The organism is Pseudorhodoplanes sp. (assembly GCF_035565795.1).
Lineage (GTDB): Bacteria > Pseudomonadota > Alphaproteobacteria > Rhizobiales > Xanthobacteraceae > Pseudorhodoplanes.
Genome location: NZ_DATMRV010000143.1, coordinates 1 through 16323, shown reverse-complemented (window position 1 = coordinate 16323; position 16323 = coordinate 1). Strand labels below are relative to the sequence as shown.

13 protein-coding genes are annotated in these 16323 nt (G+C 63.8%); 4 read left to right on the top strand and 9 right to left on the bottom strand.

The genetic code is table 11. From position 1 onward, the window contains the following. A partial coding sequence (locus tag VNZ93_RS13355; protein ID WP_325705630.1) for a UbiD family decarboxylase occupies window positions 1–1087 on the bottom strand: 1087 nt, incomplete at its 3' end. Window positions 1088–1142: 55 nt separating this feature from the next. After that, window positions 1143–2543 carry an aspartate aminotransferase family protein gene (locus VNZ93_RS13350; RefSeq protein WP_325705627.1) on the bottom strand — a complete coding sequence of 467 codons (1401 nt, stop codon included), beginning with the start codon at window positions 2541–2543 and terminating at the stop codon, window positions 1143–1145. Window positions 2544–2617: 74 nt separating this feature from the next. On the opposite strand from VNZ93_RS13350, the gene VNZ93_RS13345 reads away from it, so the two are divergent. Next, window positions 2618–3178, top strand: coding sequence for a DUF2147 domain-containing protein (locus VNZ93_RS13345; protein ID WP_325705624.1), 561 nt, complete (start codon window positions 2618–2620; stop codon window positions 3176–3178). Here VNZ93_RS13345 and VNZ93_RS13340 read toward each other — a convergent pair. Next, window positions 3119–5731, bottom strand: a complete 2613-nt coding sequence (locus VNZ93_RS13340; RefSeq protein WP_414710070.1) for an MMPL family transporter — start codon at window positions 5729–5731, stop codon at window positions 3119–3121. The two genes, VNZ93_RS13345 and VNZ93_RS13340, sit on opposite strands and share 60 nt — an antisense overlap. 234 nt (window positions 5732–5965) lie before the next feature. Here VNZ93_RS13340 and dxs point away from each other — a divergent pair, with 234 nt between their 5' ends. Genes dxs through hpnH form a run of 3 tightly spaced genes read left to right on the top strand, consistent with a single transcriptional unit; the run spans window position 5966 to window position 10015 of the window. Beyond that, window positions 5966–7882, top strand: coding sequence for a 1-deoxy-D-xylulose-5-phosphate synthase (gene dxs / locus VNZ93_RS13335; protein ID WP_325705618.1), 1917 nt, complete (start codon window positions 5966–5968; stop codon window positions 7880–7882). Continuing rightward, complete coding sequence (gene ispH, locus VNZ93_RS13330) at window positions 7875–8843, top strand: 4-hydroxy-3-methylbut-2-enyl diphosphate reductase (RefSeq protein ID WP_325705615.1); 969 nt, start codon at window positions 7875–7877, stop codon at window positions 8841–8843. The genes dxs and ispH overlap by 8 nt, the downstream gene beginning before the upstream one ends. Window positions 8844–8866: 23 nt before the next feature. Next, complete coding sequence (gene hpnH / locus VNZ93_RS13325; RefSeq protein ID WP_325705612.1) at window positions 8867–10015, top strand: adenosyl-hopene transferase HpnH; 1149 nt, start codon at window positions 8867–8869, stop codon at window positions 10013–10015. Here the strand turns inward: hpnH and VNZ93_RS13320 are convergent. The 6 genes from VNZ93_RS13320 to VNZ93_RS13295 all read right to left on the bottom strand — a co-directional run. Next, window positions 9956–10654: a phosphorylase gene (locus tag VNZ93_RS13320; protein ID WP_325705609.1), complete on the bottom strand. Its 699-nt coding sequence runs from the start codon at window positions 10652–10654 to the stop codon at window positions 9956–9958. The genes hpnH and VNZ93_RS13320 overlap by 60 nt on opposite strands. Before the next feature lie 44 nt (window positions 10655–10698). Beyond that, a complete protein-coding gene (gene shc / locus VNZ93_RS13315) occupies window positions 10699–12663 on the bottom strand; it encodes a squalene--hopene cyclase (protein ID WP_414710068.1) in 1965 nt (654 codons plus the stop codon). Then, window positions 12660–13895: a hydroxysqualene dehydroxylase HpnE gene (gene hpnE / locus VNZ93_RS13310; RefSeq protein ID WP_325705606.1), complete on the bottom strand. Its 1236-nt coding sequence runs from the start codon at window positions 13893–13895 to the stop codon at window positions 12660–12662. The genes shc and hpnE overlap by 4 nt, the downstream gene beginning before the upstream one ends. After that, a complete protein-coding gene (gene hpnD / locus VNZ93_RS13305; RefSeq protein WP_414710069.1) occupies window positions 13895–14662 on the bottom strand; it encodes a presqualene diphosphate synthase HpnD in 768 nt (255 codons plus the stop codon). Before hpnD ends, hpnE begins: the two co-directional genes overlap by 1 nt. 62 nt (window positions 14663–14724) lie before the next feature. Next, a complete protein-coding gene (gene hpnC / locus VNZ93_RS13300; protein WP_325705600.1) occupies window positions 14725–15609 on the bottom strand; it encodes a squalene synthase HpnC in 885 nt (294 codons plus the stop codon). A gap of 11 nt (window positions 15610–15620) precedes the next feature. Beyond that, on the bottom strand, window positions 15621–16323 hold a 703-nt coding region (locus VNZ93_RS13295; RefSeq protein WP_325705597.1), incomplete at its 5' end, for a glycosyltransferase.

Genomic DNA, 16323 nt, shown 5'->3' with positions numbered 1-16323 from the left:
GATGCGAATACGCGCCAACGACGCCGGGGACGCCGATCCGCTCGAGATCGTCCAGAATGCGCGCCGACCGCATGATCGCGTAATATGCGCCGATCTCGCAGGACGGATACCGGGCCATCAATGCGTGCGTGAAGATCGGCGATTTCCGGTGATGCACCGCCTTGATCTCCATGACGGGCTGCGGTGACCGCTCCCGGCCGTAATAGCCGGTGAATTCGCCAAGCGGTCCTTCCGGCAGCGTGTCGCCCTTGTGCAGCACGCCTTCGACCACGAATTCGGCATGCGCGGGGATCGGCAGTTTCACATATTCGGCTTCGGTGAGTTCGATCGGTTGGCCCATGATGCCGCCGGCGACATCGAGTTCCGACTGTTCGGCGCCGAAACTTTGCGCCGCGACCATGAACATCACCGGATCGACGCCGTAAGCCGCGACCACCTCGCATGGGTCGCCGCGCGCCCACCAGGCTTCGCGGTCGAGAAGGCCGTGCTTTCCGGGCGAGCAATACAGTCCAACGCGGTTCGGTCCATGCAGCATCTGACGGTAGCACCCGACATTGATGCGGCCGGTGTCGGGGGAGGCGGTGAGGGTGATGTTCCCGGTGCCGATGAAACGCCCGCCGTCGCCCGGCCAGAATTTCGGGATCGGGAATGTCGTGAGATCGATCGCGTCTCCGGTCAGCACCACCTCGTTCACCGGCGCCTTGTCTTTCGCGATCATCCTCGGCTTGACCGGATCGGCCATGATCGAACGCGTGGCGTCGATCATCTGTCGCATCGACAAGGACGGGTCGAGCCCGACCGCGAGCGCATAGCGCTCCTTGCTCGAGCCCAGCATGTTGGTGAGGATATGCGATCCGGTGGTGTCGCCCTCAAGCTTGTCGAACATGAGCGCCGGCGACCGGTCGTCGCGCGTGGCGAGCAATGTCACGGCGCCGATCTCCTCGATAGGATCGATTGACGCCGCGATCCGCTTCAATTCGCCGATCCGCTCGACCAGCGAGAGCCATTCACGCAGATCACGCCAGCCGAGGGCGGGGCGGTTTTGCGGAGTCTGCGAAGTCCGGTTGCGCGTCGTTTCCGCGTCCACGTCGTTCTCCCGATGCGTGTTGCGCCGAAGACCAGAGGACCGCGCCGGACCAGCTTTATGAGGCGCGCTTGGTGGCCATCGCGTTCTCGATCAGCGTCTTGCCGAGCGACCAGATCGCACCCGGCACGCGATGACTTTCCGCAATCACCTTGTCGAAAGCGTTCTCGATCCAGGTGCAGTCCTCGTCGGTGATGACGTAGGACGGCAGCATCTTGATGGTGTGACTGCCGTGCCCTGCAACCTGGGTCAGGATCTTGTGCTCCTTGAACAGCGGGATCGTGATCAATTGACAGAACAGCCCCTTGTTGGCCGCTTCGATCATCGACCACGACGCGCGCAGCTTGAGCGATTTCGGCGCGCCGAATTCGACGCCGATCATCAGGCCAAGGCCGCGAGCGTCGCGCAGCATCTCGTGGCGCTCGGTCATGGCGCGGAACGAGGCGAGCAGGCGCTCACCGGTACGCGCCGCGTTCTCCACCAGTTTCTCGGAATCGATCACGGCGAGCGTGGCGATGCCGGCAGCCATCGCAAGATCGTTCTTCGCGAATGTGGAGCCGTGCACCACGGCGCGGTCCATGCGGTTGAACAGCTTGTCGAAGATGTCCTTGCGAGTCAGCAGCGCTCCGACCGGGACGTGTCCGCCCGACAGCGCCTTCGCCAAGAGAATCATGTCCGGCTGCACGCCCCAATGCTCGACCGCAAAGAAGCGCCCGGTGCGGCCAAGACCGCACTGGATCTCGTCGGCGATGAACAAGGTGCCGTAGCGACGGCACAAATCGGCGGCCGATTTCAGATAATCGGGGCTGGGCAGGTGAACGCCCTTGCCCTGGATCGGTTCGACGATGAAGGCTGCGACATCGCGCCGGCGCAACGCGCCTTCCAGCGCGGTGAGGTCATTGAACGGGACCGCCGCGCAATCGCCAAGGAGCGGCTCGAAACCCTTCTTGAAAATCTCATCGCCGTTCAGCGAGAGCGAGCCGAAGGTGAGGCCATGGAAGGCGTGCTCACAGGAGAGAATCTTCGAGCGTTTGGTTGCGGCCCGGGCGAACTTGATCGCAGCCTCGACCGTCTCCGTTCCGGAATTGGCAAAGAAAACCTTGTCGAAATACGGAGCTTTTGCGAGCAACTTTTCGGCAAGCACGCCGGCGAGAGCGGGCACGTCCATCTGCACAAGATTGGGCAGCTCCGCGTCGAGAACGCTTTCGAGCGCGGTCCGCAGCGCTGGATGGTTTCGGCCGATGCCGAACACGCCGAATCCGCTAAGAAGGTCGAGGTAGCGTGCGCCGGCCCGGTCATACAAATACTGGCCGGCGCCGCGGCGGAAACCCACATCATATCCGATCGTCCGCAGCACCCGGACCATCTGCTCATTGAGGTGGCGGTCATGCAGATCGAATCGGCCTGCTTCCCGCGCCTCGAAAATGGCCGCAATGTCGTAGTTGTTAGGTTCAAGCATCGAACAAGCTGCTATGATTGGGTTGTCGGTTTCGAGGGCAACCGGATCGTCGCGTTGCCGTCGGGGTGGTTAGCATGAAACGATTGGCTTTGCTCAGTGCGCTTATTGTCCTGTCTGCCCAGGCTGCGGTTGCGGGTGACCCGGCCGGAGACTGGATGGTCGAGGATGGTTCCGCGAAAATCCGAATCGCCATCTGCGGCGGGTCCCTCTGGGGCGTGGTCGGCTGGGAGAAGGAACCCGGCAAGGACACCGCTAACCCGGATCCCGCCAAGCGGTCGCGAGATACTCTCGGGCTGCCGATCCTGATCGACATGAAACCGTCCGGCGCCGACAAATGGTCGGGCCAGATCTACAACGCCAAAGACGGCAAGATGTATCAGGCCAGCGTCGAGTTGCAGTCGGAAAAGGCGCTCAAGGTCCGCGGTTGCGTCCTTGGTGGCCTGTTCTGCGGCGGGGAGACCTGGGTGCGGTCGATCGACGCCTTCCCGGCGCCGATCGCCTCCGAGCCGGCCAAGAGCAAGGCGAAACCCAAGACTGCGGGGCCGGATCCGTTCCCGGCCCCGGCTGGCGCAGGCTCAAGCCTTTCCGGTCCCGTCTGCTCCCGCATCGGTAGCGTCACGGGGGCGGCCCATTAGGGCCGGCTGAAACAGCACTGCCGCGCACATCGTCGTCACGAGCGACAGCGCAAGCAGCTTGCCGAGGCTCGATGTTCCCGGGTGGCTCGAAAGCCAGAGGCTTCCGAACGCGGTCGCCGTCGTCAGCGCGCTGAAGATCACCGCTCGCGTGAGGCTGGACTGGAGCAGGTTGGTCTGCCCGGCACGCCACGCCATGATGTAGTAGATCTTGAACGCGACGCCGATGCCGAGCAACAGCGGCAACGCAATGATGTTCGCGAAGTTGAGCGGCAGATCAAGCAGGACGCACAGTTCCATCGTGATCACGCCCGCGAGCAGAAGCGGGACGACCGTCAGGGCCACGTCGTCGATACGGCGCAGCGCGATCCAGAGCAGGACGCAGATCGTGAACAGCGCCAGCAGTCCGGCCTGGATGAACGCCACCACGATCACGTCACCCGATTTCAGGATCGAGATCGGACCGCCGATTGCATTCGGTTCGGCTTCGAGAATTTTCCGAGCGAACGTGCGCAGCGTCTCGTTGTCGTTCGGATCGCCTTTCGGGAACGCCTCGACGCGCTGCCGCCCGTCCGGTGCGATCCACGTGTTCTTGAGATCGGCGGGGAGCGTGTCGACCGTCACCGCGCTGGCCTGCAGCAGGTTCCGCGCTTCCGCCAGCTTGAAATTCAACGGCGTGATGACAGCGCGTTCGGCCGCATTGCGCTTTTCGTCGGACGCAGCCGCGAGTTTGCGCAACAGATCGGCAAGGCGCGTCGCCGCAGCGCCGCCTGCGCCGGGCTGTCGTCCCACGGCGTCGAGCGCCGCTGCGGTCTGCCCCAGCAATTCGACGGCCTGACGCGCGTCCGGCGCCGGCGAGGGCTTGACGTTGAGCGCCCGGCTGAGCGTCGGGGTCGCCTTCTTGATCAGCGCGAGTTTGGTCTGCTGATCGTCCGGCACGAAGCTGTCGATCGTCATGACGCGCGCGACCTCCGGAAGCTTCGAAAGCTTGGCGGCAACGACCTGTGCTTGATCCGACGATTTAGCGAGAACGTTGATGGCGCTCGCGCCCGTGTTCGGATCCTGCCGCAGATCGAGATAAGTCGCGATCGATTCGACGGTCGGGCTGCGCAGATTGATCGGATTGAAGTCGAAGCGCAGGAAGTACAACAACGGCAGGCCAAGTACGGCGACGCCCAGCGTGCCGGCAACGACCCACTTCCTGTTGCGATCGACGAATCCGTCGGCCGAGGCGAAGGACTTGTAACCAAGCGGTTCCTGTTCGCCCGGCGGATCCAGCAACGCGAGCAATGCGGGAAGCGCGGTGATGCTGATCAGGAATGCGACGATCATGCCGGCGCCGGCAATCACGCCAAGCTCGGATACGCCCTGATAATTCGTCGGAAGAAACGCGAGGAAGCCTGCGGCGGTTGCGGCTGCAGCAAGCGCGAGCGGACCACCGATATTGCGACCGGCGTGGATGAGCGCTGGCTTGAGTTCGTCCTTGTTGTAGCGCTCGTCCCGATAACGGACGCTGTACTGAATGCAGAAATCGACTCCGAGGCCGACGAACAGCACGAAGAACGCGACCGAGATCATGTTGAGCGAGCCGACCAACAGGAATCCGAGCGCCGCCGTGATGGCGAGACCTCCTGTCAGCGCGATGAAAACGGCGAGGATGATGCGTGCGGATTTCAGCGCCATCCACAGGATGAACAGCACGACGATGACAGTGCCGATGCCATGGAGAAGCATTCCCTCTTTGACGGTGGCGAACTCCTCGTCGGCAATCGGGACGGAGCCGGTCAGGCGCAGCCGCGCCTGATAGTCAGGTCCGAGCTTTGCGTCGATGGCGGCTTGGCGGACCGCATCGGTCGCCTGCTTGCCGGGCTCGAGCGCGCTGTAATCGAGCTTCGGGACGATATCGACGAACTTGCGCAGGTCGCCCGGCTTGGACGGCTCTCCGGAGAGAAGCTCCTGCCAGGAGAAGCTCGCCGGACGGCCCGCCAGGGCGTCTTCGAAGGTCTTCGAGAACCGGTCGAACACCGGCGCGAGCGCGTCGAGTTTGAGTTGCCCCACCTGGACACCCATGAGCGCGGTCCGCGCCGATTGGGACAAACCTCGCCAATTGGGATCGCGCGCGAGAATCGAGATGAAGGGGGAGGCTGCCTGAAGCTGTCCGAGCGTTCGGCCAAGTTCCTCGGTCGGAAGGAAGAGGAGGCCGTTCTTTTCGAAGAACTCGCCGCCGTCGGGGCGCCGCACTTCAGGGAACAGGTCGGGCTTGGCCTTGAGCCGCTCGGTCAGCTGGTCAGCGGCGATTGATGCCAGCTCGGGTGTCGGGGCGTTAACCACGGCGAGGATCGTGTGGACCCGGGCCGGGAAGGCCTTTTCAAGCGCAATTTCCCTCTGCCGCCAGTCGATATTGGGCGCGATCAGGTTGCTGATGTCGGTGTTAATCGCGAAATTGCGTACCGTGTAGACCCCCGCAAGGGCCGCCAGCAACGCAAAGACAACAATTGTGATCCAGGGCGCGCGGATACATACCGCGACCGTCTGGCCGATGACGCGCGCCATCAATGAGTCTTTATTCCTGTTCACGGCTCAATTAGTCATCCGCAAGGCATGATTCCGTTTATCGGGGCGGTTTAGCCGCCCGATTTGGTTGCTAATGCCACATTTTAACGTCAAGGGAATGAGGGTATGTTTTTTGCTTTCAGTCACTATCGATAAGTCTTAGCTCTTTGCATCTGCAGCCCTAAGTCCGGTAATGCGTTATCCCCCAACATGAAGACTACCGAAGGTGTTCCAATAATGGCTTCTGCGACCCCTCTTCTCGACGCCTTCGCGACCCCGGCCGACCTGCGGAAGTTGCAGGACAGCCAGCTCCGGCAGGTCGCGGACGAGCTGCGCGCCGAGACCATTAATGCCGTCGCGGTCACCGGTGGGCACCTTGGGGCCGGCCTTGGGGTGGTCGAACTGACGGTCGCCCTCCATGCCGTTTTCGACACCCCGAAAGACCGTCTTATCTGGGATGTCGGTCACCAGGCCTATCCTCATAAAATCCTGACCGGTCGGAGAGACCGAATCAGGACCCTTCGCCAGGGGGGCGGGCTGTCCGGCTTCACCAAGCGCGCCGAGAGCGAGTACGACTGCTTTGGCGCGGCGCATTCTTCTACGTCGATTTCCGCCGGTTTGGGAATGGCCGTGGCGCGCGACCTCGCGGGTTTGAACCACAATGTTGTTGCGGTGATCGGCGATGGCGCGATGTCCGCCGGCATGGCTTACGAGGCCATGAACAATGCAGGCGCGATGGACTCGCGCCTGATTGTCATCCTGAACGACAATGAGATGTCGATCGCGCCTCCGGTCGGCGCAATGTCGGCTTACCTGGCACGGCTGATCTCCGGGCGCACCTATCTGTCCCTGCGCGAAATCGGCAAGCAATTCGCACAGCATCTGCCGCGGTTCATGCATGACCGCGCCGCGAAGGCTGAAGAATATGCGCGCGGCATGGTGACCGGCGGTACGCTGTTTGAAGAACTCGGCTTCTATTATGTCGGGCCGATCGACGGACATAACCTCGATCATCTGCTGCCGGTGCTACGCAATGTGCGCGACGCGAGCTTCGGTCCGATCCTCGTGCATGTCGTGACGCAGAAGGGCAAAGGTTACGCGCCGGCCGAGGCCGCCCCCGACAAGTATCATGGTGTTGTGAAGTTCGATGTCGTCACGGGCCGCCAATCGAAGGCCAAGGCGAACGCGCCGTCATACACGAAGGTGTTCGGCGAGAGCCTCGTGAAGGAAGCGGAGAAGGACAACAAGATTGTTGCCATCACGGCGGCCATGCCGTCGGGCACCGGCGTCGACATCTTCGAGAAGCAATTCCCCGATCGCACCTTCGACGTCGGCATCGCGGAGCAGCATGCCGTTACATTCGCTGCTGGCCTTGCGAGCGAGGGTCTGAAGCCCTTCGTCGCGATCTATTCGACCTTCCTGCAACGCGCCTATGATCAGGTCGTGCACGACGTTGCCATCCAGAAGCTTCCGGTCCGTTTTGTGCTGGATCGCGCGGGCTTGGTGGGAGCCGATGGGCCTACGCATGCAGGGTCGTTCGACGTCGCCTATCTCGGATGTCTGCCGGATTTTGTGCTGATGGCGGCGGCCGATGAGGCCGAACTCGTTCACATGGTCGCGACGCAGGCGGCGCTCGATGATGCGCCATCGGCATTGCGCTATCCGCGCGGCGATGGCGTCGGCGTCGATCTGCCCGAGGTCGGCGTTCCGCTGCAGATCGGCAAGGGCAGGGTGCTGCGTGAGGGCAGCACGATTGCGCTGCTGTCCTACGGGACACGGCTCGCAGAATGCATGAAGGCCGCGGAGGCGCTCGCCGCCCACGGCCTGACGACAACGGTCGCCGACGCGCGCTTCGCCAAGCCGCTGGATGTCGATCTGGTGCTGCAGCTTGCGAAGAATCACGAGGTGCTCATCACCATCGAAGAAGGCTCGATCGGCGGCTTTGGTTCGCATGTGCTCCAGACACTCGCGGAGCGTGGCGCGCTCGATGCAGGCCTGAAGGTCCGCAGCATGGTGCTTCCCGACGTCTTTATCGATCACGACACGCCGGCGGCGATGTATGCGCGCGCAGGGCTGGACGCGAACGGCATTCTTGCGAAGGCGTTTGAGGCGCTCGGCAAGGATATCAGACAGGACAAGGTGCAGCTTGCGTAAGCCTGACGATACCCCCCGGACCCAGTTGCGACCCCTCAACGTAGTGTTGGCCCAGCCGCGCGGCTTCTGTGCCGGCGTGGTGCGGGCGATCGACATCGTCGAGCGCGCTCTGAAGAAATATGGTCCGCCGGTCTATGTGCGGCACGAGATCGTACACAACAAGTTCGTGGTCGAGTCGCTGAAGGCGAAGGGCGCGCGGTTCGTCGAGGATGTCGATGAGATCCCGGATGGCGCAGTGGCGATCTTCAGCGCGCATGGCGTCTCGAAAAACGTCGAGCGCGAGGCCGCCGAGCGCAATCTTCCCGTGATTGATGCGACCTGTCCGCTGGTCACGAAAGTGCACAATCAGGGCAAGCGTTACGTGGGCCAAGGCCGCACCGTGATCCTGATCGGTCATGCCGGGCACCCGGAGGTCGAAGGCACGATGGGCCAGATCCCGGGTACGGTCGTGCTGGTGCAGACAGTCGCCGACGTCGAGAAGCTCGAAATCCCGATCGATGCGCCGGTGGCCTACGTGACACAGACCACTCTCAGCGTCGACGATACCCGCGACATCATCGCCGCATTGACCCGTAAATTCACGGATATCCAGGGTCCGGACACGCGTGACATCTGTTATGCGACGCAGAACAGGCAGAGCGCGGTGCGCGATCTGTGCAAGCACGCCGATCTTCTGCTGGTGGTCGGCGCGACCAACAGTTCCAATTCCAATCGGCTGCGCGAAATCGGCGAGGAGGTCGGCATCCCGAGCTACCTGATCGCCGATGGCAGCGAACTCGACCCGGCCTGGCTGGAAGGAGTTGAGACTGTCGGCATTACCGCCGGCGCCTCGGCTCCCGAAGTGCTGGTCAACGACGTGATCGACGCGCTAAGACAGCTGCGGGTTGTCGACGTGACAACGCTGCCTGGCCGCGAAGAGAACATCACCTTCCGTCTCCCCGCCGAAGTGGCATCCGTTTAGGACTTACCGGTTAGGCTCCCTCCATGGCGATACCGTTTCACAAGGAAATCCGCATTGGTGCCTATCTGCTGAAGCAGAAGCTGATGGGCAACAAGCGCTACCCGCTGGTGCTGATGCTGGAGCCTCTGTTCCGGTGCAATCTCGCCTGCGTCGGTTGCGGCAAGATCGATTATCCGGACGCGATCCTCAATCGCCGGATGACCGCCCAGGAATGCTGGGATGCCGCCGATGAATGCGGCGCCCCGATGGTGGCGATTCCGGGCGGCGAGCCGCTGATCCACAAGGAGATCGGCGAGATCGTCGCCGGCCTCGTCAAGCGCAAGAAATTCGTATCGCTGTGCACGAACGCGCTTCTGCTCGAGAAGAAGCTGCATCTGTTCAAGCCGTCGCCCTACCTGTTCTTCTCGGTCCATCTCGACGGCCTGCGCGATCACCACGACAAGGCGGTGTCGCAGAAGGGCGTGTTCGACAAGGCGGTGAAGGCGATCAAGGCGGCGCAGGACGCCGGCTTCACGGTCAACGTCAACGCGACCATCTTCGACGGTCATTCCGCCGAGGACATTGCGGCGTTCCTCGACTACGCCAAGGAGCTTGGCGTCGCGGTCTCCATCTCGCCCGGCTATGCCTACGAGCGTGCGCCGGACCAGGAGCACTTCCTCAACCGCAAGAAGACCAAGGAATTGTTCCGCAGGGTCTTCGAACTCGGCAAGGGCAAGGGCTGGAAGTTCATGCACTCCAGCACGTTCCTGGATTTCCTCGCTGGCAATCAGGAATTTGGCTGCACGCCATGGGGCATGCCCGCGCGCAACATTTTCGGCTGGCAGAAGCCCTGCTATCTGCTCGGCGAAGGTTACGCCAAGACCTTCAAGGAGCTGATGGACACCACGGATTGGGATTCCTACGGCACCGGCAAGTACGAGAAGTGCGCCGACTGCATGGCGCATTGCGGCTACGAGCCGACCGCGGCGAATGCGGCATTCAACAATCCGCTGAAGGCGTTGTGGCTGTCGATCCGCGGCATCCGCACGTCCGGCCCGATGGCGCCGGAAATCGCCATGGATAAGCAGCGTCCGGCCGAATACGTCTTCTCGTCGCAGGTTCAGAAGAAGCTGTCAGAGATGCGGGCTGAGGAAGCCCAGGAGCGGGCCAAGAAGACCGCGACTGCGGCGTAGCGACCTGAAGGCGCGACCCGAGTCGATGCCGGCTGCGATCAGCGCCGGCAATTGACCGGGTTGACGCAACAGCCCTGCGATTACTTTCCGCAAATCGACATCGCCATCAGGCGTGAGCGCGTCTGTCGCAATCGGCGGCAAGCTGCGATGCGCTGGATCGCTGATCGCGCGCAGGACCGCGAAAGGAAGGCCGTGGCTGCGGGCGAAGTCCGCGGCGATGTGCGATTCCATATCGACCGCAATCGCGCCGGACGTTTTGTGCAGGGACGCCTTGTCGGCGACGCCGGCGACGACGCTGTCGTGGCCGGCAATTGCGCCGCGATGAACCTCGCCGCCTGTGAACGGAAACGACGACATCCGCCCATGCCATTCGGCATGGACATCGTGCCGGCTGCCGCCTGCGACGACCCGCGAGGCTATGACCAGATCGCCGGATTTCAGGTGCGGCGCCAGCCCTCCCGCGAGACCGAAGCTTAGGACGGCGCCGATGCCGTCCGTGGTCAGGCCCGCAAGGCGCCGGCGCAACGAGGCTGGATTGCCGCCCGAGCACACCGTGATGACCGCGTCGCCCGCCACAACCTGCGCCTCGCGCTGCAGTCCGGTGACGACAAGCAGCCTGACAGGCGAGGGCGCGCGCATGACGAACTCTTGGTGAACCGGTTCGGCTCGACTCGGCTTTTCGCTCACATCCCGAAGGCGACGCGGCGGTCGTTGGCCACGGTCAGATTGCGATAACGCGCTACCGCCCAGAGCGGGAAGAATTTCCGGTATCCGTGATAGCGCAGATAGAACACGCGCGGGAAGCCGGTCGCGGTGAAACGCTCCTCGTCCCACAACCCTTCGCCGTTCTGGTTGTCGAGCAGATAGCGGACACCGCGCTGGACCTGCGGATGATCGACCTTGCCGGCGGCCATCAGCGCGAGCAGCGCCCAAGCGGTCTGCGAGGCCGTGCTGGGCGCCGGCTCAAAGCCCTTATAGTCGAGCTTGTAGCTCGCGCCGTCTTCGCCCCAGCCGCCGTCGGAATTCTGGATGCTGAGCAGCCAATCGGCGGCGCGCTGCATCATGTCGTCGTTCGGATCGAGACCGGCAACATTGAGCGCGCAGAGGCATGACCAGGTGCCGTAGATGTAATTCAGCCCCCAGCGTCCGTACCACGAGCCGTCCTCAAGCTGCGTTTTTCGCAAATATTCGATGCCTCGCGCGATCGCCTGACGGCTTTGTTCGTCCTGCGGAAGCTGCGCGAGCATGGATATGCAGCGTGCTGTCACGTCTTCGGTCGGCGGATCGAGCAGGGCGCCGTGGTCGGAGAACGGGATGTTGTTGAGATAGCTGTAGGTGTTGTCGGCGTCGAACGCGGCCCAGCCGCCGTCCTTGCTTTGCAGTCCGAGCACCCATTCGCGCGCGCGTGCGACGGCGGGGTCGTAATTCTGCGTGCTTGCGCTGGCCTCGAAGCGGTTCATGGCCATCGCGACGACCGCGGTATCGTCGAGGTCGGGGTAATACGCGTTGTTGTACTGGAACGCCCAGCCGCCCGGGCGCACGTCCGGACGTTGCTCCGCCCAGTCGCCCTTGACGTCGAGCACCTGGCGCGGAATGAGCCAGTCGAGCCCCGCTTTCGCAGCGGCCTTTGCCTGATCGCTGCCGGCTTCCAGCATCGTGTGTGCCGTCAGCGCGGTATCCCACACCGGGGAGACGCAGGGCTGGCAATAGGCTTCGTCATCCTTGATGACCAGCAGCTTCTCGATAGACAGACGCGCGATGGCGCGGTCCGGATGATCCTCGGGATAGCCGAGCGTGTCGTACATCATCACGCTGTTGGCCATGGCCGGATAGATCGCGCCCAGTCCGTCCTCGCCGTTCAGGCGCTCCTTCACGAAGGCGACGGCAGCGTCGATGGCCTTCTTGCGCGTCGATTTCGGAAACAGCGGCTCGATCGCGCGCAGGACGATATCGACGCAGCGGAAGAACAGGAACCACGACCATTTCTGGTGAGGCGCCTTCTTCACGCCTCCGACCGAATGCGGAGGCTCGAGAAACAATTCGTCGATGGTGACACGCTTGCGATTGCGAGCGAGCGGCTTCAGCGCGCCAAGCACAAGCAGCGGAACGATCACGGTGCGCGCCCAATACGACACCTTGGTCAGGTGGAACGGGAACCAGCGCGGCAGCAGCATGATCTCGACCGGCATTACCGGCACCGCGCGCCAGGTCACCACGCCATAAAGCGCGAGCAGGGCGCGCGTGAACACGTTGCTGCGTGACGCGCCGCCGCGGGCGAGGATCGCCTCGCGCGCGCGGCGCATGTGGTCGGCATCGGGCGAGTCGCCGATCATCTTCAGCGCGAAATAGGCCTTCACGCTGGCGCTCATGTCGAACTCGCCGTCGTGGAACAGCGGCCAGCCATCGTGCTTGCCCTGGATGCGGCGCAGATAGACCGCGATCTTGCGCTCGAGTTCGGCATCGACGGGTTCGTCGAGGTGATGGCGCAGCAGCACGTATTCAGCGGGGATCGTGGCGTCGGCTTCGAGTTCGAAGACCCAGTGGCCGTCAGGCTGCTGATTTTTCAGCAGCGCGTCGGTCGCGCGCGTGACGGAGCGCTCGAGAATATCGCGGGCAAGGGGGGAGTTGTCGGGTGTCGTATGCATCATCTGTTGGACAGGAGTTCCGCCGCGCGCTGACCGGAGCGGATTGCGCCCTCGATCGTTGCCGGCAGTCCGGTATCGGTCCAGTCCCCTGCGACAGCAAGGTTAGCCCAACGGGTTTTTGTTTCATTGCGGCGGGCATTCTGGGCCGGGGTTGCAGCAAAGGTCGCGCGTCTCTCGCGGACCAATTGCCATTTCGGGATTGGTGCGTTCATCCCCAATATGTCCGTGATCTCGCGCCATGCCGTTTCGGCAAGTTCCTGACGGGGCAGCGTCAGCAGGCGATCGGCGTGGCTGATGGTCGTGGAGATACGGTGCCTGAAGGCAAAAATCCACTCGACCGTCCGGCCAAGAACGCCCGTCATGAAAGGGCTGCCGTCCGGTGGTGCGAGGTCATAGTGAATGTTGATGATGGCGCGGAACTGGTCCGGCGCCTTGAGGGTGGGGACGAGCGCTGCCGCGGCGTAGGCCGGGACAGCCAGAACAACGGCATCCTCCGGCCCGAGCACCGTCTCGCCATCCCGGAAGCGCAGGGCGGTCAGCGCCCGATCCGACGTCGTCACCGACTCGACTTCGTGCTCGAAGCGGATCTCCGCTCCGCGCTCCCGGAGCGCTTTCAGTGCAGGCTCGACGAAGGCCGTGCTGAGACCGCGCTCGAAGACCAGTGGACGGCAGGCCTCGCCACCGCGCAGCAACGTCTCACGCGCAACCTGTGAGGCGAGCAGCGACGAGCCGCTCGGCGTATCGATATTGAGCGCAGCGACCATCAGCGGGTCGATCAGGCGGCGATAGAGTTCGCTCTCGCGATCCAGCACTTCCCGCAGCGGCCGGTCTGCGCGGCCGAGAAGAAGCGGCAGCAGCTTCAGATAGTCCAGCAGCGAGGTCTTCGGAACGCGGCTGGCCGCATCGAAAATCCAGGTCGGGAGGCTGCCGTTGCCGAGCCGCAGGATCCAGCTTTCGCCGGTGGCGCCGTCGACAAAGCGGAAATTCGCAGGCGCGAAATCGGGCGTGACGCCGATCGCCTTGAGATAGTCCACCGCCGAACGGTTTCCCGACAGGAGCAGATGCGTTCCGTTGTCGATATGCATTCCGGTCGCGGCGTCGTCGTAGGAGCGGCAGCGGCCGCCAGCCTGGCGCGTTGCCTCGTGGACGGTGACGGCGATACCCGCCTGCGTCAGCCGTACGGCCGCGGAAAGACCGGCGAGTCCGGCCCCGACAACATGGACGTGTTTGATCATCAGAGAATGCCGTAACGAAGAACCGCGAGGATGAGATGAGCGCGGTCGAGCCTGACGCGTTCGCGCGGCGCTGCGAAACCGCGTTGCTGGAGCTTGTCGAGCATCGGGGCATAGGCTTCCGCCATGATGCGCGGTGCCTTCACGCTGGCGCGGGTTTGCCGGTCCATGATCGCGCGTGCCTGCCGATAATGTTCGCGGGCCTTCCCGATCAGCGGCGCGCAGGCCTGTCCGAGATTGGGATGCGCGAGCACCGTGTGCGGGTCGCTGCTCTCGATTCCGGCGGCGGAGAGATAGTCGCGCGGCAGATAGAGCCGGCCAATATCCGCATCTTCATCCACGTCGCGCAGGATGTTGGTGAGTTGCAGGGCGCGGCCGAGATGGTGCGAGAGCGCGATGCCATCGTCATCGGGAACGCCGAAGACCCGCACCGAAAGCCGCCCGACCGCGCTCGCGACGCGATCGCAATAAAGGTCGAGTGTCGCAAGGTCCGGGGCGCGGATGTCGGACACGACGTCCATCTCCATGCCATCGATGATGGCGAGAAAATCGTCGCGCCGAAGGCCGAATTCCTTCACCGGTCCGAGGAACCCGCCCATGCGTTCGGAAGACTTGCCCGCGTAGAGCGCGGCGACGTCGTCGCGGTAGCGGTTCAGCTCGGCAAGCCTTGCGTCGCGCGGACCGTCCGAGTCCGCGACGTCGTCAACCTTGCGGCAGAACTTGTAGATCTCGAACATCGCCTCGCGCTTGGCGCGCGGCAGAATGCGCATTGCGAGATAGAACGAGGAGCCGCCGGCGTGCTGCTCGGCATCGGCAGAGACGGATGGCGTGCTCACGATCGGATATCCTGCGCGCGCCGATAGGAACCGTTGCCGGGCAGAAGCCGCCGGATCAGGGTCCCTGTCACCGACCCCGCCATCACGCTGAGAAGCGTTGCGCGGCCAAGATGCACCTTGTCCGCCAGGGGATCTGATTTTTCCAGGACGCCGAGCAGGCGGTTCGCCAGCGCGGTGATGGTGGCCACCTCGCAGGCGAGCCGCGTGTCGCGGATTTCGTCGGCGAGCGCGGGCTGCGTTGCGAAATAGCGCACGGTCTGTCGCGTCACGTCATGCAGGCAGGCCAGCAAGGCGGGGGAGGCGCGGTCTTTCGCGAGGTCTTCGGTGGTTGCGCCATGGGCGCGGAGGCGGTCCTGCGGGACGTAGACGCGGTTCAGCGCCCGGTAGTCCTTCCCGCAATCCTGCAGATGGTTGATGATCTGAAGGACGGCGCACAGCACGTCCGACGACGCCCAGGTGGAGCGGTCCTCGCCATGGACGTCGAGCACGAAGCGGCCGACCGGCATCGCCGACCAGGTGCAATAGCCGATCAGGTCGTCCCAGTCGTCGTAGCGGAGCCTGGTCACGTCCTGTCGGAAAGCTTTCAGAAGGTCGAGCGCGTGGACATTTGAAAGCTTTCGATCGGCGAGCGCCTCGCGCAGGCGGACGGACAGCGCGTCGTCCGAACTGGCGCCGGTCAGCGAGGCCTCCATCCGGTCGAGCCCGAGCAACTTCTCCGCGGCGCGCAGGGAGGTGTGATCCGCGATGTCGTCGGCGGCGCGCGCGAAGTCGTAGAAGGCCATGATGACCGGCCGGTGCCGCGCACTCACCAGCCGCGAGGCGACCGGGAAGTTTTCGTCGCGGTGTCCCTTCCCGGACCGAAAATCTGCCGATTGAACCATCACGCCTTTCTTCAGGGCTTTCTTGCCTGGTAACGCCCCTTCCAGCGGCCGCCGCGGCCCAGCATGTGCTGGAAGGCGGAACTGAAGGTAAATGCCATGTAACCGGTCGCAATGGCCGGCAGGGCGGGTGCCCAGAGGGGGGTTAGACCATAAAAGCGCAAGATTGGCCAAAAGGAGACCGCCATCAGCGCCCATGCGGCCAGGGCGAGCCCCTGGGCGGCCCCCGCGCCGAACAGCCCGATCAGGGGCGGCGCCCAGTAGGTCAGCGCCATGCCGATCAGGGTCAGAGCCAGCAGGACCGGGGAATAGCGGAGCTGGGCGTAGGCCGAGCGCGACACCATGGTGTGGATGTCGGACAGGCCGACCGACGCCCGGATGCTCCGGACGCGATGGGTCAGCCCGAGCCAGATCGGTCCCTGGCGCTTCATGACCGCCGCCAGCGAGCAATCGTCGATCAGGGCGTTGCGGATCACGGCGATCCCGCCCGCGCGCGCAAGGGCATCGGCCCGGAGCAGCATGCAGCCGCCGGCCGCCGCGGACATCCGGTTTCGCGGATCGTTCACCCAGGCGAACGGATAGAGCATCTGGAAGAAATAGATGAAGGCCGGGATGAAGGCGCGCTCGGCGAGGTTCTCGCAGCGGAGCTTGGCCATCAGCGAGGTCAGGACATATCGGCCGGACGTGGCACGGGCCGCGAGCGTGCGGAGCGCGCCG

Bases quoted from the DNA above. Each gene is read 5' to 3' on its own strand.
- hpnC (WP_325705600.1), bottom strand. From the start codon at position 15,609: ATGGTTCAATCGGCAGATTTTCGGTCCGGGAAGGGACACCGCGACGAA.
- hpnD (WP_414710069.1), bottom strand. From the start codon at position 14,662: ATGCGCATTCTGCCGCGCGCCAAGCGCGAGGCGATGTTCGAGATCTAC.
- hpnH (WP_325705612.1), top strand. From the start codon at position 8,867: ATGGCGATACCGTTTCACAAGGAAATCCGCATTGGTGCCTATCTGCTG.
- VNZ93_RS13320 (WP_325705609.1), bottom strand. From the start codon at position 10,654: ATGCGCGCGCCCTCGCCTGTCAGGCTGCTTGTCGTCACCGGACTGCAG.
- VNZ93_RS13345 (WP_325705624.1), top strand. From the start codon at position 2,618: ATGAAACGATTGGCTTTGCTCAGTGCGCTTATTGTCCTGTCTGCCCAG.
- dxs (WP_325705618.1), top strand. From the start codon at position 5,966: ATGGCTTCTGCGACCCCTCTTCTCGACGCCTTCGCGACCCCGGCCGAC.
- VNZ93_RS13350 (WP_325705627.1), bottom strand. From the start codon at position 2,543: ATGCTTGAACCTAACAACTACGACATTGCGGCCATTTTCGAGGCGCGG.
- shc (WP_414710068.1), bottom strand. From the start codon at position 12,663: ATGATGCATACGACACCCGACAACTCCCCCCTTGCCCGCGATATTCTC.
- hpnE (WP_325705606.1), bottom strand. From the start codon at position 13,895: ATGATCAAACACGTCCATGTTGTCGGGGCCGGACTCGCCGGTCTTTCC.